This is a genomic window from Flavobacterium notoginsengisoli, assembly GCF_014207905.1.
GTDB classification, from domain to species: domain Bacteria; phylum Bacteroidota; class Bacteroidia; order Flavobacteriales; family Flavobacteriaceae; genus Flavobacterium; species Flavobacterium notoginsengisoli_A.
This window is the reverse complement of sequence record NZ_JACHLB010000001.1, coordinates 1119821-1137740: the sequence shown is the minus strand read 5'-3', so window position 1 is coordinate 1137740 and position 17920 is coordinate 1119821. Positions and strand designations below refer to the sequence as shown.

The following is a 17920-nucleotide window of genomic DNA, read 5'->3' as shown; positions in this document are numbered from 1 at the left end:
TTTTTAAAATCATAAGATCAGATTGTCTCCAGTACATTTTTCATTTCTTCAATTACAATTTTTACATCTTCTTCTGATGTTCGCCAATTCACAAAAGATGCTCTTATTCCTTTTCTATTTTGATATAAAGTTGGAGTCATAAACACTTTTCCTGTATCATTTAAATTGATTAAAAATTGAGATACTTTTTCTTGATTTTCAATTCCTTTCAAGGTAAAACAAACATTATTTAAACGAATTGGAGCAAGCAATTCAAATTGTTCTTCTTCAATTAACGCATTGGCAAAGTGTAACGCAAGAGAAGTGCTATTCTCGACTATATCTCTATATCCCTCTTTTCCATACGCTTTAAGCGAAAACCAAGCAGGCAATGCGCGTAGTCTACGAGAATTTTCAGGAAGGACATTTAGATAATTAAAATTCTCCAACGGATTTCCTAAATAAGGTGCATTCGAGTTTTGGAATGTCTCAATCTGTAAATTAATATGTTCTTTTTTAATTAGATAGAAAGCGCTTTCATAAGGTACATTCAGCCATTTATGACAATCAATTGTAATGCTGTCTGCTGCTTCCCAACCCGAAACAAGATGCTTGTATTTTTCTGAAACTGCCGCAAATCCGCCAAATGCGGCATCTATATGCCACCAAAATTTATATTTTTTTCTGAGTTTAGAAATGGCTTCAAAATCATCAAAGTCGGCTGTATTTACAGTTCCCGCACTCGAAATTAAAATAAAAGGTTTTCCGTTTAGTTCTTCAATATTTCTCTCCAAATCAGCAATATCAATCGCTTCTCTATTGCCTTCAATTGTTTTGACTAATGTAAAATTCTGACTTCCAACACCAAGCATCGAAAGCGATTTTACAGAAGAAGAATGTGGTGTTGCGGTTAGAATATTCATTTTCTCTGAAATTCCATGTTTCGCAAAATCTTTTCCAAATTGCGCTCCAAACCATTGCCTTGCCACTCCCAAATTAGTAAAATTTGACATGGTTGCACCTGTTACAAATCCGCCTGAGAAATCGTTTGGTAAGTTTAAAAGTTCTAAAAGAAGATTAATGGTTTCTGCTTCAATTAAAGCCGATACACCGCCTTGCGCACTCAAAGCTTGAGGGTTTTGATCATAAACTGCGGCAAGCCAATCTCCAACAATTGATGCAGGAGTCGAACCTCCTGTAACAAATCCCCAATATCTTGGACCAGGCGAAGCCACCATTAAAGGCGCTAATCTTTGATTGAATTCTTCTAAAGCTCCCAATGAACCTAATCCAAGTTCATTTAACTCATTTTGGGGATCTATCGAATATTTATTTGAAGTTGGAATATCTTCTAAATTACTTAGAAAATCAATTCCTGTTTCTTTTGTTTTATCTAAAATATTTTGGAAATCGTTTAAATCTTGATGTAAAACTGTATTCATTTTTTTGTAGACTAATTTTTCTTCTAATTTAATGAATAAAACTTCTTCAATCCTGATTTTTTTTAGCGTTTTAACGTAAAATGTCCTTTGTAAATTTTCCCATTGGCTCTTGTTACAACAAACCAATAATCTGTTGAAGGCAATTCTTTTCCATTAAAAGTTCCATCCCACGATGTATAGGCATTTAATTCTTTTAGAAATTTTCCGTATCGATCGAATATTTTAGTGTTGATTGTAGGCTCTGTTTCTGAAAATTTTATTGCCCAAGTATCATTGTAACCATCTTGATTTGGAGTAAAGAACTTGGGATAATTCAATAGAAATACTTCTTGATTTACGGTTCCGCAACCATTTTTATCTTGAACATAAACAACATAATCTCCCGTTGCCAATCCTGAAAAAATATTACTTTCTTGATAAACATTTCCGTCGATTGAATATTCGTAATTTCCAAGACTTGTATCTGCTAGCTGAACTTCGATTACATTTTCTGAATCTGTCCAATCCTGAACAACAAGATTCTGAATAGTGGCACTATTGGAAAGTTTTACCTGAAAATCTTTTACCGAAGAACAAATTACATTACCATGATTTTGAGTAACCGTAACCGAATAATTCCCTTCATCAGCAATTACAATTGATTCTGATGAAGATCCATTAGACCATAAATAGCTATCAAAACCAGCACCGGCATGAACCTCAACATCTTTATTTTGGCATAAAGAAACGACATCTGAAATTGATATTATGGGTACGTTTACCAAAGTCAAACTAAGTTCAGCAATTTGAAAACATTTATCAGAAGAATCGATTCTAACATAAATTATTGTTGTTCCTGCACTCAAATTGTAATTGGAAACATTATTAATTTGATTAGTTGCTGTTTGATTTTCAGCACCAATTAAAGAAGTATAATAACTAAAAACGCAAGAATTGCAAGACGTTATTTCTGCATTATAACTTGTTAAATTTATAATTTCTGTTCCATCATTAGATTCATCACAAACATTTGCTGAAACATTATTGAAAGATAAAGTTGGGGCAACTATTGAAACCGAAACTGCCAGACGATTTACACTTTCGCATCCATTAATAGTTTGCGAAGCATAGTAGGTTGCCCCATTTATTAAACTTGTTGTCGATGGTAAAATGGCACCATTTGTAGCATTATCATACCAAACGACATTTGTACCCTGTGCAACTAAACTTTCAATTGTTGGTTTTTGAGAAGTACAAAAATTTTGATAGGAATCTCCAGTTGGGGTTGGTGTATTTTGAATATTAACAACAATTGGAATTCTTTCGCTTTCGCAAATAGAAATGGTTTGCGAAACATAATAGGTTTTACTTTCTAAAATTGTTGTATTAGGTAATAGATTTCCGTTTGTTAAGGCATCATACCATTTTACATTTTGTCCGTTTACAAGAATGTCATTTAATGTTGCATTTTGCTGTACGCAAAAAGTTTGCGGACTCACGGCTGTAACCAGTGGCTCTTGATTGATATAAGCTTTTATTTCTACTTCATTAGCTACCAAAGAATTACATCCTAAATTATTTTTAATAAGGATTTTATAAATATTTGGAACTAAATCCGTTTTTGAGTTTGAAGTTGTCCAAGTTTCGCCATTATCAAAACTATAAGAAGCAGCCGAATCTGAAATTGTTATTGTTCCCGTCGCCGTTATACAATCTGGTTGAATAACCGAAACTGTTGGAGTTGGCGGATATCCTGGTGGCACTAAAATCGAAACTAAAACCGCCGTTGTCTCACAACCTGAACTGTTTCTAGTTTTTATTAAATAATCTCCCGCTACCAAATCGGATCGGGAATTATTCGTTGACCAATTTGTTCCATTATCAAAACTATATTCATAATCTAAACTTGTAATTGTAATTGTTCCTAATGGATTTGAACAAATTACAGGTTGAATTACTGAATAAGTTGGAGTAGCACTCGATGAAGCTACCGAATTTATATGCGCAACCACAGGAGTTGATGCACAACCCGAACTTAATTTCGCTGTAACATTATAATCTCCTCCCGCTAAACCAGAAAAAACACCAGATGTTTGGTAGTTCGTTCCATCAATACTATAAGTGGTATTCGCAGTTGTGGCAACATTGATTGTTCCAGTTGGCACATCGCATGTTGGTTGCACTGTTGTGAAAGTGGGGGCAATGGAACTTTCATTAACTTTAAAACTAATAGTATTTGACACGACCCTACAAGTAGCCGAAGAAATATTACTGCTCTGCGCCACCGCCATACGATACAAATATGTGCCTACTGTTGAAGCGGGAACAAAAGAATACGTTAAACTATTTGCTCCTGCAATATCTGTCCACGTTGTTCCTCCGTCATTGCTAACTTGCCATTGATAAGCAGGATTTGAATATCCTGAAGAAACCGTTCCAGAAAGGGTATAACTTTGTGTATCTCCCTGACAAATCGTTAGATCTGTATTGGTATTATTTTGTACTGATGAAGTAACGGTTGGTCCGCATGCTCTAAAAGTAATATCATCCAAAGCAATATCATTTCCAGGTGCAGCACCAGCTTTATTATTTCGCATTCTAATTACTACCGTCGAAATCCCAGTTGGAGTTGTAAAATAGAAACCATATTGTTTCCAAACAGCACTGGAACTTAATCCGATATCTCCAGTGTTGTAAGTCCCTAGAATTGTTCCAGAAGTCGATTCTATAGTAAATGTAATATTTGGCGGACTGGTATCGTTTGATCTCAATAAGTTCATAATCCACGCTGCGAACTCATAAGTTGTATCTGGACAAAGCCCCGTAACCGTATTTTTATAAAAATAATCTGTTGTAGAAAGACTTGCATTTACAACCATCATATAACCTCCGCCCGTATGATCTGTTGTTGTCCACCAAGTTCCAGGTGTATTGGTTGCTTTTTCTATGGTATAAGAACCATCATTTGGAAAATCTGCCGTTGTGTAAGTGTAACTTGTAATTCCTGTTCCTAACGCTGTTCCGTGCGATGCAGTTCCTGTTCCGAAATCAATTTTAACAACAGCATCGCCTAAACTTCCTGTGCACAACTGGGCGTGCACATGGAAGCAGACAATAAATAAAAATACAACAAAAATAGTTTTACCTTTCAAAATAAAAATCATTTTACTGAGTAAAACTACTGTTTAATAAGCCATTGCATTAATGTTTTAGACTAATCAATACAAAATCTCGATGTATCCAAAAGTATTATCTACTAATGCATTATTTTTCATTTTGAAATTTATTCCCATTTCGTTTTCTCCGAAAATCTAGAAACCATCATAGAACAAATTACATCTCCATTAGCATTTAATAAAGTCGCAATTGGGTCAACTAAAGTTCCTAAAATCATGGCAACTGGCAAGGCCTGCTCCATCGGAAAACCGTAAACAGTAATCGCCAATATTTCGCCAATATAACCTCCGTTTGGAATTCCGCCTTCTACAATCGAAACGACAACAGTAATTCCTAAAGCCAGAAGAATGGTCATTGGATCTGAAAAATCTTTCCCAAACATAGCAAACAAAAAAGTTATTTTTAAGATGGATGACATACTTGAACCATCTTTATGCAAAGGCGCTCCAAGCGGAATTACTAAGTTTCGAACATGCGATGGAATTCCCATTTTTTCTGCAGCGTCCAAATTGGCTGGAATTGTTGCGATACTGCTACAGGTTCCTACTGCTGTTAAGGATGGTGTTATGTTATTGCTCCAAAAAACTTTAAAAGCTCTTTTACCTCCAGCGACAAATGCATACAAACTGAAAAACACAAAGAAGTAAAAGATACAAGCTGCATAATAAACCGCCATTGGTTTTGCATAAACTCCCAACAATTGCGGTCCAAAAACTCCAACTTGATAAGCAAAATAAGCTCCTAAACCAATTGGTGCCGATTTCATAATAATATTCAAAAGTTGCTTCATGACTTCGTTTCCTGAATCCAAAAAACTTTTGAAAGCTTTTCCTTTTTCTCCCGACTGCAAAGTGGCGAAACCAACCAAAAAAGAAAAAATAATCAAGGCTAGCATGCTTTTTCGAGACAATAATTCGAAGAAATCATTTGCGGTAAGCAATTTTGCAATCTGATCTCCAGCTGATCCTGAGACTACTTCTTCAAAAGGAACTTTTGCAATTGCTATATTTTCATGAATCGGGAAAAGATAAACGGCGCAAATCATCACAATGGCCGAAATCAAAATTGTAGCAAGAAAAACCAAAATCATGATAACGAACAGTTTTCCTAATTTTTCTGTTCGTTCCAAATTAGCAATAGAAGAACCAATCGTGAAAAATATAAGCGGAATAATGGCAGTAAAAAGTAAATTCAGAAATATATCACCAAGCGGTTTTATGATCAAAACATCTTCCCCAAATACTAATCCGAAAATACTTCCGATTATAATACCGCCCAGAAGCCATAAAATACTACTGTAACTCTGTAAAAAATTGATTTTATTAACTTCCATTATTTTAAAAGCATTAGACTTGGTTTAAAATTAAATAAAAAAAGAGTATTAAAACTAATACCCTTTCTTTTATTACTTTTCGAGAACGATTGTGGTAAAAGCTCTCTCCACCAATTCTCCTGTTTTGCTTTTAACTTGTTCTTTCTGTGTTTCGGAATAAACGATTTTAAAATCTGATTTTTTAATTAAATTCTGCGCTTTTTCTGTACTGTACAATTCAAACTCGAATTGTGTAAAAGGCAGTTTTTTCATAAAATCTTCTTCTGCAAATGTCAAACAAAAATTGCCATTTGGTTTTAAAACCCTGTAAATTTCCGAAAGTAATTCTTCAGGCTTTTGCCAAAAATAAATCGTATTTACAGTAAATATTTTATCGAATAATCCATCTTCAAACGGAATCGTATTTCCGTCATAAAGTGAAAAGAAAGCCTGTTTTTGAGAAACAAAATTTCGGTTGATCTGGCGTGCTTCTTGAAACATCAGTTCCGACATTTCAAGTCCGTAATATTTCAGTTTTTCGGCCTGTTCAAACAAAAATTCTACGTGGCCTGCGTTTCCGTGACCTAATTCCAGAATTCTGTTTTCATTTGAAATATTAAGATTCAGAATCGAATGTTTGGTCATATTGATGTTCGTTTCGTTCATCATATTTCCCATTTCAATTCCTTTTTCTCCTGTTGGATGTTTTAATTGAGAGGCTATGGCTTGTAGTTCTTCTTGTTTCATGATACGAAATTTAAACTTCTAAATTAAACAAAAATCCTTCAGCAATTTATCGTCATTTGAATTGAGATTCCAACTAACGTTTGTTTTGTCATTCCGAGGAACGAGGAATCTCCGCAAGAAACTCGACAAAGATTGGCGATTCACTGAAGGGAGCTACTTGTGGAGATCCCTCGTTCCTCGGAATGACAAACTATACTTGAATAACTTTGTCAAAGTTCAAAACTTTGACAAAGTTCCTCGTAAAGACTTTAAAAAACCTGACTTGCAATCTGGCGGATATTCTCAGATTTACCCATTGAATAATAGTGCAAAAACGGAACTCCAGCGGCTTTTAATTCTAATGACTGCTGAACTGCCCATTCGATTCCGACTTGTTTGATTTCAGCGTTATTTTTGCATTTGTCTACAGCATCGATTAAATCTTCTGGTAAATCGATTCTGAAAATTTGTGGTAAAACTTGTAAATGTCTTTGAACTGCGATTGGTTTAATTCCAGGAATAATCGGAATTGTAATACCCATTTCTCTAGCTTTTTCTACGAAAGCAAAATATTTAGCATTGTCAAAAAACATTTGAGTTACTACGTAATCAGCTCCTGCATCTACCTTTTCTTTTAATCTTTTTAAATCTGATTGTAAAGAAGGAGATTCTAAATGTTTTTCAGGATAACCCGCAACTCCAACGCAAAAATCAGCTTTGTTATCAACGTCCATTAATTCGTGAAGGTACTTTCCGTTATTCAAATTATTAATTTGTTTAACCAAATCAATTGCGTAATGATTTCCTCCTGCTTTTGGCGTAAAAGACTGTTCGTCTTTCATAGCATCTCCGCGAAGCGCCATTACGTTGTTAATTCCTAAATAATGACAGTCAACCAGCATATATTCAGTTTCTTCTTTGGTAAAACCACCGCAAAGCAAATGCGGAACCGTATCTACATTGTATTTATGTTTTATAGAAGCGCAAATTCCAAGCGTTCCCGGACGCATACGAGTCAGTTTTTTGTCCAAAAGTCCGTTGCCTTTATCAATGTAAATGTACTCTTCACGAGAAGTCGTTACATCAATAAACGGCGGATTAAACTCCATCAACGGATCAATATTATCGTATAATTCCTGAATGCTTTTCCCCTTTTGAGGCGGAATAATTTCAAATGAGAATAATGTTTTTCCTTTGGCGTTTTCTATATGTTCTGTTACTTTCATTTCTTTTTTTGTTTCAGGTTTCAGGTTTAAAGTTTCAAGTTGCTGTAGAGAACTTGAAACCTGAAACCTGAAACTAAAATAACTTTTTCGTTAATCTGCTATATTAGGGTTTAACCATTTCATTGCGTAATCAAGCGGTACATTTCGGCGTTTGGCGTAATCTGTCACCTGATCTTCTTTTATTTTTCCGAGACCGAAATAGCGACTTTTCGGGTTTCCAAAATAATATCCTGAAACCGATGAAGCCGGCCACATCGCCATACTTTCCGTCAGCTTTACTCCTATTTGTTTTTCAACATCCAAAAGTTTCCAGATTGTTGGTTTTTCCAAGTGATCTGGACAAGCCGGATAACCCGGAGCCGGACGAATTCCTTTATAACTTTCTTTAATCAGTTCTTCGTTGGTTAAAGATTCTTCGCTGTCGTAACCCCAGAAATCTTTACGCACTCTCTCGTGAAGATATTCGGCGAAAGCCTCAGCAAAACGATCCGCAAGGGCTTTAACCATAATCGAATTATAATCGTCTAAGTTCTTTTCATATTCTGCAGCCCATTCGTCAACACCAAAACCAGTTGTTACACAGAAAGCTCCCATATAATCGGTTACACCGCTGTCTTTTGGCAGAATAAAATCGGCCAAAGCGATGTTTGGAGCGCCTTTTGTTTTTTGCGATTGCTGACGAAGTGTTAAGAATTTCTCCAACACTTTTCCGTTTTCATCACGCAATTCGATATCATCGTCATCCACCTGATTCGCTGGGAAAATTCCGTAAATACCTTTTGCTTTTAATTTTTTCTCTGCTAAAATTACTTTTAACATTGCCTGAGCATCATTAAAAACAGAAGTTGCTTCTTTACCTACAACCTCATCCGTTAAAATTGCCGGATATTTTCCGTACAATTCCCAAGTCTGGAAAAATGGTGTCCAGTCGATATATGGAACCAAAACATCTAATTCTACTTCGATGGTTTGTGCGCCAATTACTTTTGGTTTAACTGGAGTATATTCACTCCAATCCAATGGCAATTTGTTTTTACGAGCATCTTCAATCGTTAAGAAATTTTTATCTCTTGAACGATTTAAGAACGTTTCTCTAAACGAATCGTATTCTGCACGAATATCGGCAGCGTATATTTTTCTATTATGATCTAACAGGTTTCCGGCAACGGTAACGGCTCTCGAAGCATCATTTACGTGAATTACCGTTTCTCTGTATTGAGGTGCAATTTTCACGGCTGTATGCGCGCGCGAAGTCGTTGCCCCACCAATCATAATCGGGATTTTAATATCTTGTTTGTCTAATTCTTTGGCCAAATAAACCATTTCGTCAAGCGAAGGCGTGATCAATCCGCTTAAGCCGATGATGTCTACTTCATGCTCAATCGCCGCTGCAATAATTTTCTCAGGAGCAACCATTACACCAAGATCCACAATCTCGTAATTGTTACAAGCCAAAACTACCGAAACGATGTTTTTACCAATATCGTGAACGTCACCTTTTACGGTTGCCATCAGGATTTTTCCGTTTCCTTGTTTGTCTCCGGCTTGTTTGCTGGCTTCGATAAAAGGCAGTAAATAAGCAACGGCTTTTTTCATTACACGAGCCGATTTTACTACCTGAGGCAAGAACATTTTTCCGCTTCCGAATAGATCTCCAACCACATTCATTCCCGCCATTAAGTTGATCTCAATAACTTCGATTGGTTTTGTTGCTGCCAAACGTGCTTCTTCAACATCTTCTTCAATAAAAGTGTCAACTCCTTTCACTAACGAATGCGTAATACGCTCCTGAACAGTTCCTAAACGCCATTCCTGAACGGCTTTTTCGTCGCTTTTTGCTTCGCCTTTTACACTTTCAGCAAAATCCAAAAGTCTTTCGGTTGCATCGTCGCGTCTGTCCAGAATTACGTCTTCAACGTATTCTAATAAGTCTTTTGGAATATCATCATAAATCGTCAACATTTCTGGGTTTACGATTCCCATTGTCATTCCTTCTTTGATTGCGTGGTATAAAAACACGGAGTGCATCGCTTCACGAACCGTATCATTTCCTCTAAAAGAAAATGAAACGTTACTTACTCCACCGCTAATATGTGCATGCGGAAGATTTTCACGAACCCATTTTGTCCCTCTAAAGAAATCCAAAGCGTTCAATCTATGCTCTTCCATTCCCGTTGCAACTGGGAAAATATTCAAATCGAAAATAATATCCTGTGGAGGGAATCCAACTTTGTTCACCAAAATATCATACGAACGCGCACAAATTTCCACACGACGATCGTAATTATCAGCCTGACCAACTTCGTCGAAAGCCATAACGATAGCTGCCGCTCCGTAACGTTTGATTAATTTGGCGTGGTGAATAAAAGCTTCTTCTCCTTCTTTTAATGAAATCGAGTTTACAACGCTTTTTCCTTGTACTACTTTTAGACCAGCTTCAATAATTTCCCATTTCGAACTGTCAATCATAATTGGCACTCTCGAAATGTCTGGTTCAGCCGCAATTAAATTCAAAAATTTAGTCATTGCCGTAACGCCGTCAAGCATTCCTTCATCCATATTAATATCGATGATCTGTGCTCCTCCTTCTACCTGCTGTCTTGCAATATCAAGTGCCTCGTCATACTTCTCTTCCTTGATTAGTCTCAGGAATTTTCTTGAACCTGTTACGTTTGTACGCTCACCAACATTCACGAAAACACTTTCCGGCGTAATAATCAACGGTTCTAATCCTGATAATACAAGGTCTCTTCTTTTTTCTGTCATTTCTTTCTAAGTTACTAAGATTCTAAGATGCTTAGATTCTGAGTTTTTTTATTCTTATTTCTTTCCTGCAAGGTTTTCAAAACCTTGTAGGTATTTATGTTTATTATTTTGGGCGTGTCCCTCCGGGCCGGGCTATACGTTACAAGTCCTCGCACTTCCTTCGTCAGGCTGTGGGCTTTTCACTTCTATCCCTCACGCAAAATCGGTTTCATAAGACGATTTATGTTTTCCAAGTTTCAATTCTTAATTATTGATGGAAAAATTTCTAAATCAACATAATACTATTTCATTCCTATGGAGCTTTATTTCCATTTTAATTTTTCTAAATATTTAGTTGACCGATCATCATACTCATAATATTTAGTTTTTCTAAAACCAGATTTGACTAGCATTAAAGAATCCAGTTCTAATTTTTCCCTAAAGAAAATTTCATTTTCTTCAGGTTTATTCAAATTGTATTTTACTTTAAAGAACTTGTTTACTAAATCATTGGGATTCTCTTGATAATTTCGTATCCCCATTCCTGATAAAATCCTTTTATCGTCTATATAAAAATAATATCTCAAACATTTAGATCTATTACAATTCTCAATTCTCGTTACCAGTCCAATTGCTTCTCCTCTAAACGATTTTGAAAAATCATCTGGCTGGTTAGTGCAGATTAAAAATATTGCCCAGCCAACCATAAAAGCCACAAAAATGATTAAATTCCATTTATCTTTTTTGTTTTGCAACCTGATGTCTTCCTTTATCAATTTTATATTTTTTATTCAAAAACAGGCGCAACTCTCGGTTTATAATCCTTCGCAACCTCAGCCATTAATCGAATATGATCTGGAGTTGTTCCGCAACAACCACCGATGATATTAATTAAATTATCTTCTAAATATTCTCTAATAAAAACTTGTGTTTGTTCTGGTGTTTCATCGTATTGTCCGAAAGCATTTGGCAATCCTGCATTTGGATGCGCCGAAACATTAAAGCTTGTGTTGTGCGCTAATGTTTTTAGATACGGTTTTAGCAAATCGGCTCCAAGAGCGCAATTGAATCCCACACTTAACAACGGAATATGCGAAACTGAAATCAAAAACGCTTCAACTGTCTGCCCAGAAAGTGTTCTTCCTGAAGCATCTGTAATCGTTCCTGAAACCATGATTGGAATATCCAGATTGCGTTCTTCCTTAACTTCTTCAATTGCAAAAAGTGCTGCTTTTGCATTTAAAGTATCGAAAATTGTTTCTACTAAAAGTAAATCACAGCCTCCATCCATTAACGCTTCTACTTGTTGTTTGTAAGCAATTCTTAAATCGTCGAAAGTAACGGCTCTGTACCCCGGATCGTTTACGTCTGGTGACATACTTGCCGTACGGTTTGTCGGTCCTATTGAACCGGCTACGAAACGTGGTTTTTCCGGATTTTTTGCAGTAAACTCATCGGCAACCTCGCGTGCAAGTTTTGCCGATTCGTAGTTTAACTCGTAAACCAAATCTTCCATGTGATAATCGGCCATACCGATTGTCGTTCCTGAGAAGGTATTGGTTTCTACGATGTCAGCACCTGCTTCAAAATAAGCGGCATGTACATCGCGGATCGCTTGTGGTTGTGTTAGGGATAGTAAATCGTTATTTCCTTTTAACGGATGCGGGAAATCTTTGAAACGCTCTCCTCTGAAATCTTCTTCTGAGAAATTATAGCGTTGCAACATTGTTCCCATTGCTCCGTCTAGGATTAGGATATTTTTTTTTATTGCTTCTTGAATAGTAATCGACATAGTTCTCTTTCTTTTAGCTTCTAAGATACTGAGGTTCTAAGATGCTAAGTTTTTTTATTATGATTGTGAAGTTTAAACCTAATAGGTTTGCTTCGGATATTTTTTTACATTAATTCCAAAAATGCACTATTGCTTACTCATTAGCCCCGATTGAGCCGGTATCCTCGCAGCGGAGCGGAGAGATATAGGCGAAAGCGGGAACTATTGACTGCAAAAATGCGCCAATGATTCGCTCCTTCTACTGAATTGCTTCGGTAAATATTGTATGTTGTCTGGAAAAGTTTTGAGAAATACTTGTGTGTATTTGTGTTATCTATCTTGAATACTGGAAAATATCGTATAAAAGTAGAATTTAGCACCTTCTTTATGGTAAAGGGTTGCTAAGGTTTCATCGGGTCTATCCCTCCGCCTTTCGTGATAACGAACAATAATTTTAAGAACAGTGCAAAGGTATGAAATAGGGTTTCGATTTGCAAATGTTTTTTTTGTAAGGTGCTGAGGGACTAAGGGACTGAGGTTCTAAGGTTTTACCTTGCATGTGATTTAGCTCCGGAGGAGCATAATATTTATAGAAAAACAATCAACACAACGCAAAAGCTCCAGCGGAGCGAAATATATGTCGCTCCGCTGGAGCTTTTTGTCAAAAGACATCAATTTTATTCTATAAATATTTCATCCCTCTGGGATTAATAAAAAAAGCTCAAACTAAAAGTTTGAGCTTTCTATATAAAAACCTTAGCGCCTTAGTCCCTTAGAACCTCAGCCCCTCAGATTAAACAATCGCTTTAACAACCGCTTTTGGAGCTTCTTTACGAGTTCCGTCGAAACCGTCTACACCAGAAACTGTTGTATATTTCAATACGTATTTTTTACCTGGGTTGATGATTCCGTATGCGGCCTGGCACATTAAAGTTGCTTCGTGGAAACCGCAAAGGATTAACTTTAATTTTCCTGGATATGTGTTTACGTCTCCAATAGCGAAGATTCCCGGAATGTTAGTTTGGTAATCTAATGCATTGTTAACTTTAATGGCATTTTTCTCGATTTCTAATCCCCAGTCTCCAATTGGACCTAATTTTGGTGTTAATCCGAAAAGCGGGATGAAATAATCACATTCGATTTTACGGTGCGCTCCGTTTTCTTCGATGTCTAATGACTCTACGTGCTCTGCTCCATTGATTCCGATAACCTCAGCTGGCGTAATCAATTTGATTTTCCCTGCTGATTTTAATTCTTGCACTTTTTCTACTGAATCTAAAGCTCCTCTAAATTCGTTTCTTCTGTGGATTAATGTTACTTCTGAAGCTACATTTGCCAAGAAAATTGACCAGTCTAATGCTGAATCTCCTCCTCCTGCAATTACAACTCTTTTGTCTCTGAATTTCTCAGGATTTTTGATGAAGTATTTTACTCCTTTATCTTCATAAAACTCGATATCTTCGATAAGTGGTTTACGAGGCTCGAAACTTCCTAATCCTCCAGCGATTGCGATAACCGGTGCGTGGAATTTAGTTCCTTTGTTTGATGTTACAATGAATGTTCCGTCTTCTTGCTTTTCAACTGTTTCAGCACGTTCTCCTAAAGTAAATCCTGGCTCAAATTGTTTGATTTGCTCCATTAATCCGTCAACTAAGTCTCCGGCTAATACTTCTGGGAATCCAGGAATATCATAAATTGGCTTTTTTGGATATAACTCTGAAAGTTGTCCTCCTGGTTGTGGAAGTGCATCTAAAATGTGGCATTTTAATTTTAACAATCCTGCCTCGAATACGGCAAATAAACCTGTTGGTCCTGCTCCAATTATAAGTATATCTGTTTTAATCATTATGGTGTTGTTTATAATCATTCTTAATAACGCAAAGAAACGAATAAATCCTTGTACTTTCAATGATTTTTGTCATTTATTTCTTTTACGAAACTTTTTTACTCTTTATTTTTTAATGAAGAGGTAATCTCATTCATTCTTTTAACCTTTTCTTCAAAATTGCCTTTTAAGGTTTTTCGGTATTCATTCAGGTTCTCAACCATTTGATTGATATCTTCTGGAATTACTTCTTCAAAAAACTCACGCAATCTCTTTGCCGTTGTTGGCGATTTTCCGTTTGTTGAAATGGCAATTTTTACATTTCCTTTTGTTACGATTCCGCCCAAATAATAATCACATAAATCTGGTGTATCGGCTATGTTGCAAATCAGATAACGCTTTCTTGCTAAATCGTAAACCTTTTTATTTACTTTCAAATCGTCTGTACAGGCAATTACCATGTGACGCTTTTTGAGCATTTTCTTTTTGAACTTCGATCTTGTTAATGTTATCGAAGGATGCTTTTCGGCCAGAACTTTTATTTCTAAATGAAATTCTTTTGCCACTACCTCAACATTTGCATTCGGACTTGACTTGAGCAAGAAAGAAAGCTTTTCCAGACCTACATTCCCTCCACCTACAATCAGAACATTTAGATTGTGAAGCTTTAGAAATATTGGATATAATTCGTTTTGTTCCATTTTAATTTATTTTCATCTAAACAAAATTAGATGATTTACCAATCAGATGTTCCTAACGGAACATTTTTATTGGGAACACTCTTTTTCTACCAACCACTTATTCCTAACGGAATATTTTAATTCTATCGATTATTTTTTGTCAACAAATTGGTTCTGACGGAACATTTTATCAAGCTCTTTCTTTTGACAAAATTCTTCGTAAAATCCTTTTAATTTGTTGCTTTCGCGAACCACTTCGCCTAAAACAATAATTGCCGGAGAACCTAGTTCTTTTTGTTTTACAACTTCTAAAATCGAATCCACAGTTCCAACGCCTACTTTTTCTTCTGCTGTTGTTCCGTTTTGGATGGTTGCAACGGGTAAATTTCCTTTATCTTCTTTCTGAAACAAATCGATAATTTGAGGCAGTTTATGCATTCCCATCAAAATTACAACGGTTGCAGATGATTGCGCTGCAAGAGCTACATCAGAAGATAATTTCCTGTCGGAAGTTGTTCCCGTGATTACCCAAAAACTTTCTGAAACTCCACGTTTTGTAATCGAAATTCCCTGACTTGCCGGAACTGCAACTACTGATGAAATTCCCGGAACTACAATGGTTTCTATTCCGAAACTTTCTGCAAAATCAATTTCTTCTCCGCCTCTTCCGAAAATAAATGGATCTCCGCCTTTTAATCTCACTACGTTTCCGTATGTCAGTGCATTATCTACAATCAGCTGATTGATTTGATCCTGCGTGTAAGCATGATTTCCGATTCTTTTTCCAACAAAAATTCTAATCGCATTTTTAGGCGCATAATCCAGAATTTCTTCGTTGGCTAAAGCGTCGTATAAAACCACATTTGCTTCAGCCAATGCTTTTACAGCTTTTAGCGTCAGTAAATCGGGATCGCCCGGACCTGCACCGACTAAAGTTATTTTGGGTTTTATATTATGCATTTGCTAATTCCTGTGCTCTGAAAGTTTCGATTTTATCAAAGAAAACTACTGCCTGAGCAATGTAATCTTTAGCGAAAGCTTCAGATGGTTCATTTCTATTGATTTGGTAAACCAAATCTTTAAAAGTTGAATTCAATTCGATTTTACTTGTTTCGATGAAAACAGTATCAAACAAATCAACGATTCCTGCGTGGTGGTTTGTTTTTTGGTTTTCTGCCAATAACAATGCTTTTGCACCGTTTACAAATCCTGCGTAAGCATGGTAAATGGCATCTGACCATTTTTTCTCGTCGAAAGATTCCTGAGCCAAAATCAATTTCTCTTTAGCTTCAAACAATAATGTCGCTACTAAATCGATCACCACTCCGGCGCATTCTCCAACTCCAACTGCTTTTACGTAATTGTCTGCATTACCCCAATCCACAAAATCAGCTTCTGTTAAATTGGTTACATCTGCAAAAGGTTTTAAGATTTCGTAGAAATATTTCTCTCCTTTTAGATCGTAATAGTTTAGGAATTTTTCTCCGTTTGCATTCGCATCAAAATCATTTAAGATCGTACGCAAAGCATCTGGCCCTCTACGGCTTGGAATCTTAATTACTTTATCAGCAAAACGTCCTGCTCCGTTTCCTAATCTTCCTCCACCCAATAAAACTTGCAAAGCCGGAGCCACTAGTTTTCCTGAGTTAATAGACATTCCTTGGAATCCAATTGCAGACATATTATGTTGCCCGCACGCATTCATACAACCTGAAATTTTAATTTCGATTTCGCGGTTGTTTAAATACTGTGGATATTCTGCACTTAAAACTCTTTCTAATTCTTCGGCAATACCTGTACTGCTTGCAATCCCCAAGTTGCAAGTATCTGTACCAGGACATGCCGTAATATCTCCAACTGAATTATATCCTAATTGAACAAAATCCAATTTGGCTAATTCTTGATAAAAGAAAGGAAGATTCTCTTCTTTTATGTTTCGTATTACAATATTTTGACGCAATGAAAAACGCAATTCATTTGCTCCGTAATTTTTAATTAAATCGGCTAATAATCTAGCTTTATCCGTATAAAAATCTCCTAATAAAACTTTGATTCCAATAGCATAATAACCGTCTTGTTTCTGTTTGATTACATTCGATTTTCTCCACGCTTCATACGATTCTGTATCATCGATTGTAACTTGCGGAACTTCTAATAACGGTTCTGTAATTGGCCCGTCGAAAGCGGTTGTATCAATTTCGTATGTTTGAAAAGCGATTGCTTTTTTCTCTTTTTCAACCAAATCAAGGAAAGCATCTTTCCCCATTTCTTTGATTAAGAATTTCATACGCGCTTTCATTCTTTTAGCACGTTCTCCGTATCTGTCAAAAATACGAATGATTCCTTCTGCTGTTGGAATGATTTCGTTTACAGGAACAAACTCCGAAAGTAATTCCGCATGCGCTGGCTGAGATCCTAAACCTCCACCAAACATGATTTTGAAACCTTTTTGTCCGTCTTTAATTTTCGGAATAAATCCTAAATCATGCAAATAACTCAAAGCCGTATCTTCGTCTGAAGATGAGAACGAAATTTTGAATTTACGCCCCATTTCCTGACAGATTGGGTTTCTTAACAAATATTGAAAAAGTCCGTGTGCATAAGGCGAAACATCAAATGGTTCGTTTACGTCAACTCCAGCCAATTCGCTTCCTGTAATATTTCTAACGGTGTTTCCACAAGCTTCACGAAGTGTAATATCATCTTTAGCCAAATCTGCCCAAAGCTCAGGAGTTCTGTCTAAGCTTACGTAGTGAATCTGAATATCCTGACGCGTTGTAATGTGTAAACGTCCTGTAGAATATTTGTCTGAAACTTGTGTGATACGCACTAATTGCTCGCTGGTTACTTTACCGTAAGGCAATTTGATACGAATCATCTGAACGCCTTCCTGACGCTGACCGTAGATTCCACGCGCTAGACGAAGACTACGAAAACGCTCATCATCAATTTTTCCTCCACGGAATAAGTGAATCTTTTTTTCTAATTCGATAATCTCCTTCTGAACTACCGGATTTTCTATTTCTGTTCTAAAACTTTCCATTTTGTTTTTTTAATG

At 36.3% G+C, this 17920-nt stretch carries 12 protein-coding genes and 1 riboswitch; all 12 genes read right to left on the bottom strand.

Features of this window, described 5'->3' with window-relative positions; genetic code table 11:
• Positions 1 to 17: 17 nt before the first annotated feature.
• Entirely contained in the window at positions 18 to 1421 is a 1404-nt protein-coding gene (locus tag HNP35_RS04890; RefSeq protein WP_184157943.1) for a pyridoxal phosphate-dependent decarboxylase family protein, read from the bottom strand.
• 62 nt (positions 1422 to 1483) lie between these two features.
• Complete coding sequence (locus HNP35_RS04885) at positions 1484 to 4552, bottom strand: T9SS type B sorting domain-containing protein (RefSeq protein ID WP_184157944.1); 3069 nt, start codon at positions 4550 to 4552, stop codon at positions 1484 to 1486.
• A gap of 131 nt (positions 4553 to 4683) precedes the next feature.
• Positions 4684 to 5910 (bottom strand): dicarboxylate/amino acid:cation symporter, encoded by a 1227-nt coding sequence (locus HNP35_RS04880; protein ID WP_184157945.1) that lies wholly within the window; start codon positions 5908 to 5910, stop codon positions 4684 to 4686.
• A gap of 72 nt (positions 5911 to 5982) precedes the next feature.
• Positions 5983 to 6636 carry a class I SAM-dependent methyltransferase gene (locus tag HNP35_RS04875; RefSeq protein WP_184157946.1) on the bottom strand — a complete coding sequence of 218 codons (654 nt, stop codon included), beginning with the start codon at positions 6634 to 6636 and terminating at the stop codon, positions 5983 to 5985.
• A 248-nt stretch (positions 6637 to 6884) separates the two neighbouring features.
• The gene (gene metF, locus HNP35_RS04870) at positions 6885 to 7841 is read right to left on the bottom strand and encodes a methylenetetrahydrofolate reductase [NAD(P)H] (RefSeq protein ID WP_132990740.1); all 957 of its coding nucleotides are present in this window, start codon (positions 7839 to 7841) and stop codon (positions 6885 to 6887) included.
• A 90-nt stretch (positions 7842 to 7931) separates the two neighbouring features.
• Positions 7932 to 10607 carry a methionine synthase gene (gene metH, locus HNP35_RS04865; RefSeq protein ID WP_184157947.1) on the bottom strand — a complete coding sequence of 892 codons (2676 nt, stop codon included), beginning with the start codon at positions 10605 to 10607 and terminating at the stop codon, positions 7932 to 7934.
• A gap of 302 nt (positions 10608 to 10909) precedes the next feature.
• Entirely contained in the window at positions 10910 to 11362 is a 453-nt protein-coding gene (locus HNP35_RS04860; protein ID WP_184157948.1) for a hypothetical protein, read from the bottom strand.
• A gap of 11 nt (positions 11363 to 11373) precedes the next feature.
• Positions 11374 to 12378, bottom strand: coding sequence for a homocysteine S-methyltransferase family protein (locus HNP35_RS04855; protein WP_184157949.1), 1005 nt, complete (start codon positions 12376 to 12378; stop codon positions 11374 to 11376).
• A 306-nt stretch (positions 12379 to 12684) separates the two neighbouring features.
• A riboswitch (SAM riboswitch) is annotated at positions 12685 to 12802 on the bottom strand.
• 348 nt (positions 12803 to 13150) lie between these two features.
• Entirely contained in the window at positions 13151 to 14203 is a 1053-nt protein-coding gene (locus HNP35_RS04850) for an NAD(P)/FAD-dependent oxidoreductase (RefSeq protein WP_044047573.1), read from the bottom strand.
• 98 nt (positions 14204 to 14301) lie between these two features.
• On the bottom strand, positions 14302 to 14883 hold the full coding sequence (locus HNP35_RS04845; RefSeq protein WP_184157950.1) for a precorrin-2 dehydrogenase/sirohydrochlorin ferrochelatase family protein: 582 nt from the start codon (positions 14881 to 14883) through the stop codon (positions 14302 to 14304).
• A 129-nt stretch (positions 14884 to 15012) separates the two neighbouring features.
• On the bottom strand, positions 15013 to 15822 hold the full coding sequence (cobA, locus tag HNP35_RS04840; RefSeq protein WP_184157951.1) for a uroporphyrinogen-III C-methyltransferase: 810 nt from the start codon (positions 15820 to 15822) through the stop codon (positions 15013 to 15015).
• Entirely contained in the window at positions 15815 to 17905 is a 2091-nt protein-coding gene (locus HNP35_RS04835; RefSeq protein ID WP_184157952.1) for a HEPN domain-containing protein, read from the bottom strand. The genes cobA and HNP35_RS04835 overlap by 8 nt, the downstream gene beginning before the upstream one ends.
• Positions 17906 to 17920: the final 15 nt, after the last annotated feature.

Bases quoted from the DNA above. Each gene is read 5' to 3' on its own strand.
- HNP35_RS04890 (WP_184157943.1), bottom strand. From the start codon at position 1,421: ATGAATACAGTTTTACATCAAGATTTAAACGATTTCCAAAATATTTTA.
- HNP35_RS04880 (WP_184157945.1), bottom strand. From the start codon at position 5,910: ATGGAAGTTAATAAAATCAATTTTTTACAGAGTTACAGTAGTATTTTA.
- HNP35_RS04875 (WP_184157946.1), bottom strand. From the start codon at position 6,636: ATGAAACAAGAAGAACTACAAGCCATAGCCTCTCAATTAAAACATCCA.
- metF (WP_132990740.1), bottom strand. From the start codon at position 7,841: ATGAAAGTAACAGAACATATAGAAAACGCCAAAGGAAAAACATTATTC.
- metH (WP_184157947.1), bottom strand. From the start codon at position 10,607: ATGACAGAAAAAAGAAGAGACCTTGTATTATCAGGATTAGAACCGTTG.
- HNP35_RS04855 (WP_184157949.1), bottom strand. From the start codon at position 12,378: ATGTCGATTACTATTCAAGAAGCAATAAAAAAAAATATCCTAATCCTA.
- HNP35_RS04850 (WP_044047573.1), bottom strand. From the start codon at position 14,203: ATGATTAAAACAGATATACTTATAATTGGAGCAGGACCAACAGGTTTA.
- HNP35_RS04845 (WP_184157950.1), bottom strand. From the start codon at position 14,883: ATGGAACAAAACGAATTATATCCAATATTTCTAAAGCTTCACAATCTA.
- cobA (WP_184157951.1), bottom strand. From the start codon at position 15,822: ATGCATAATATAAAACCCAAAATAACTTTAGTCGGTGCAGGTCCGGGC.
- HNP35_RS04835 (WP_184157952.1), bottom strand. From the start codon at position 17,905: ATGGAAAGTTTTAGAACAGAAATAGAAAATCCGGTAGTTCAGAAGGAG.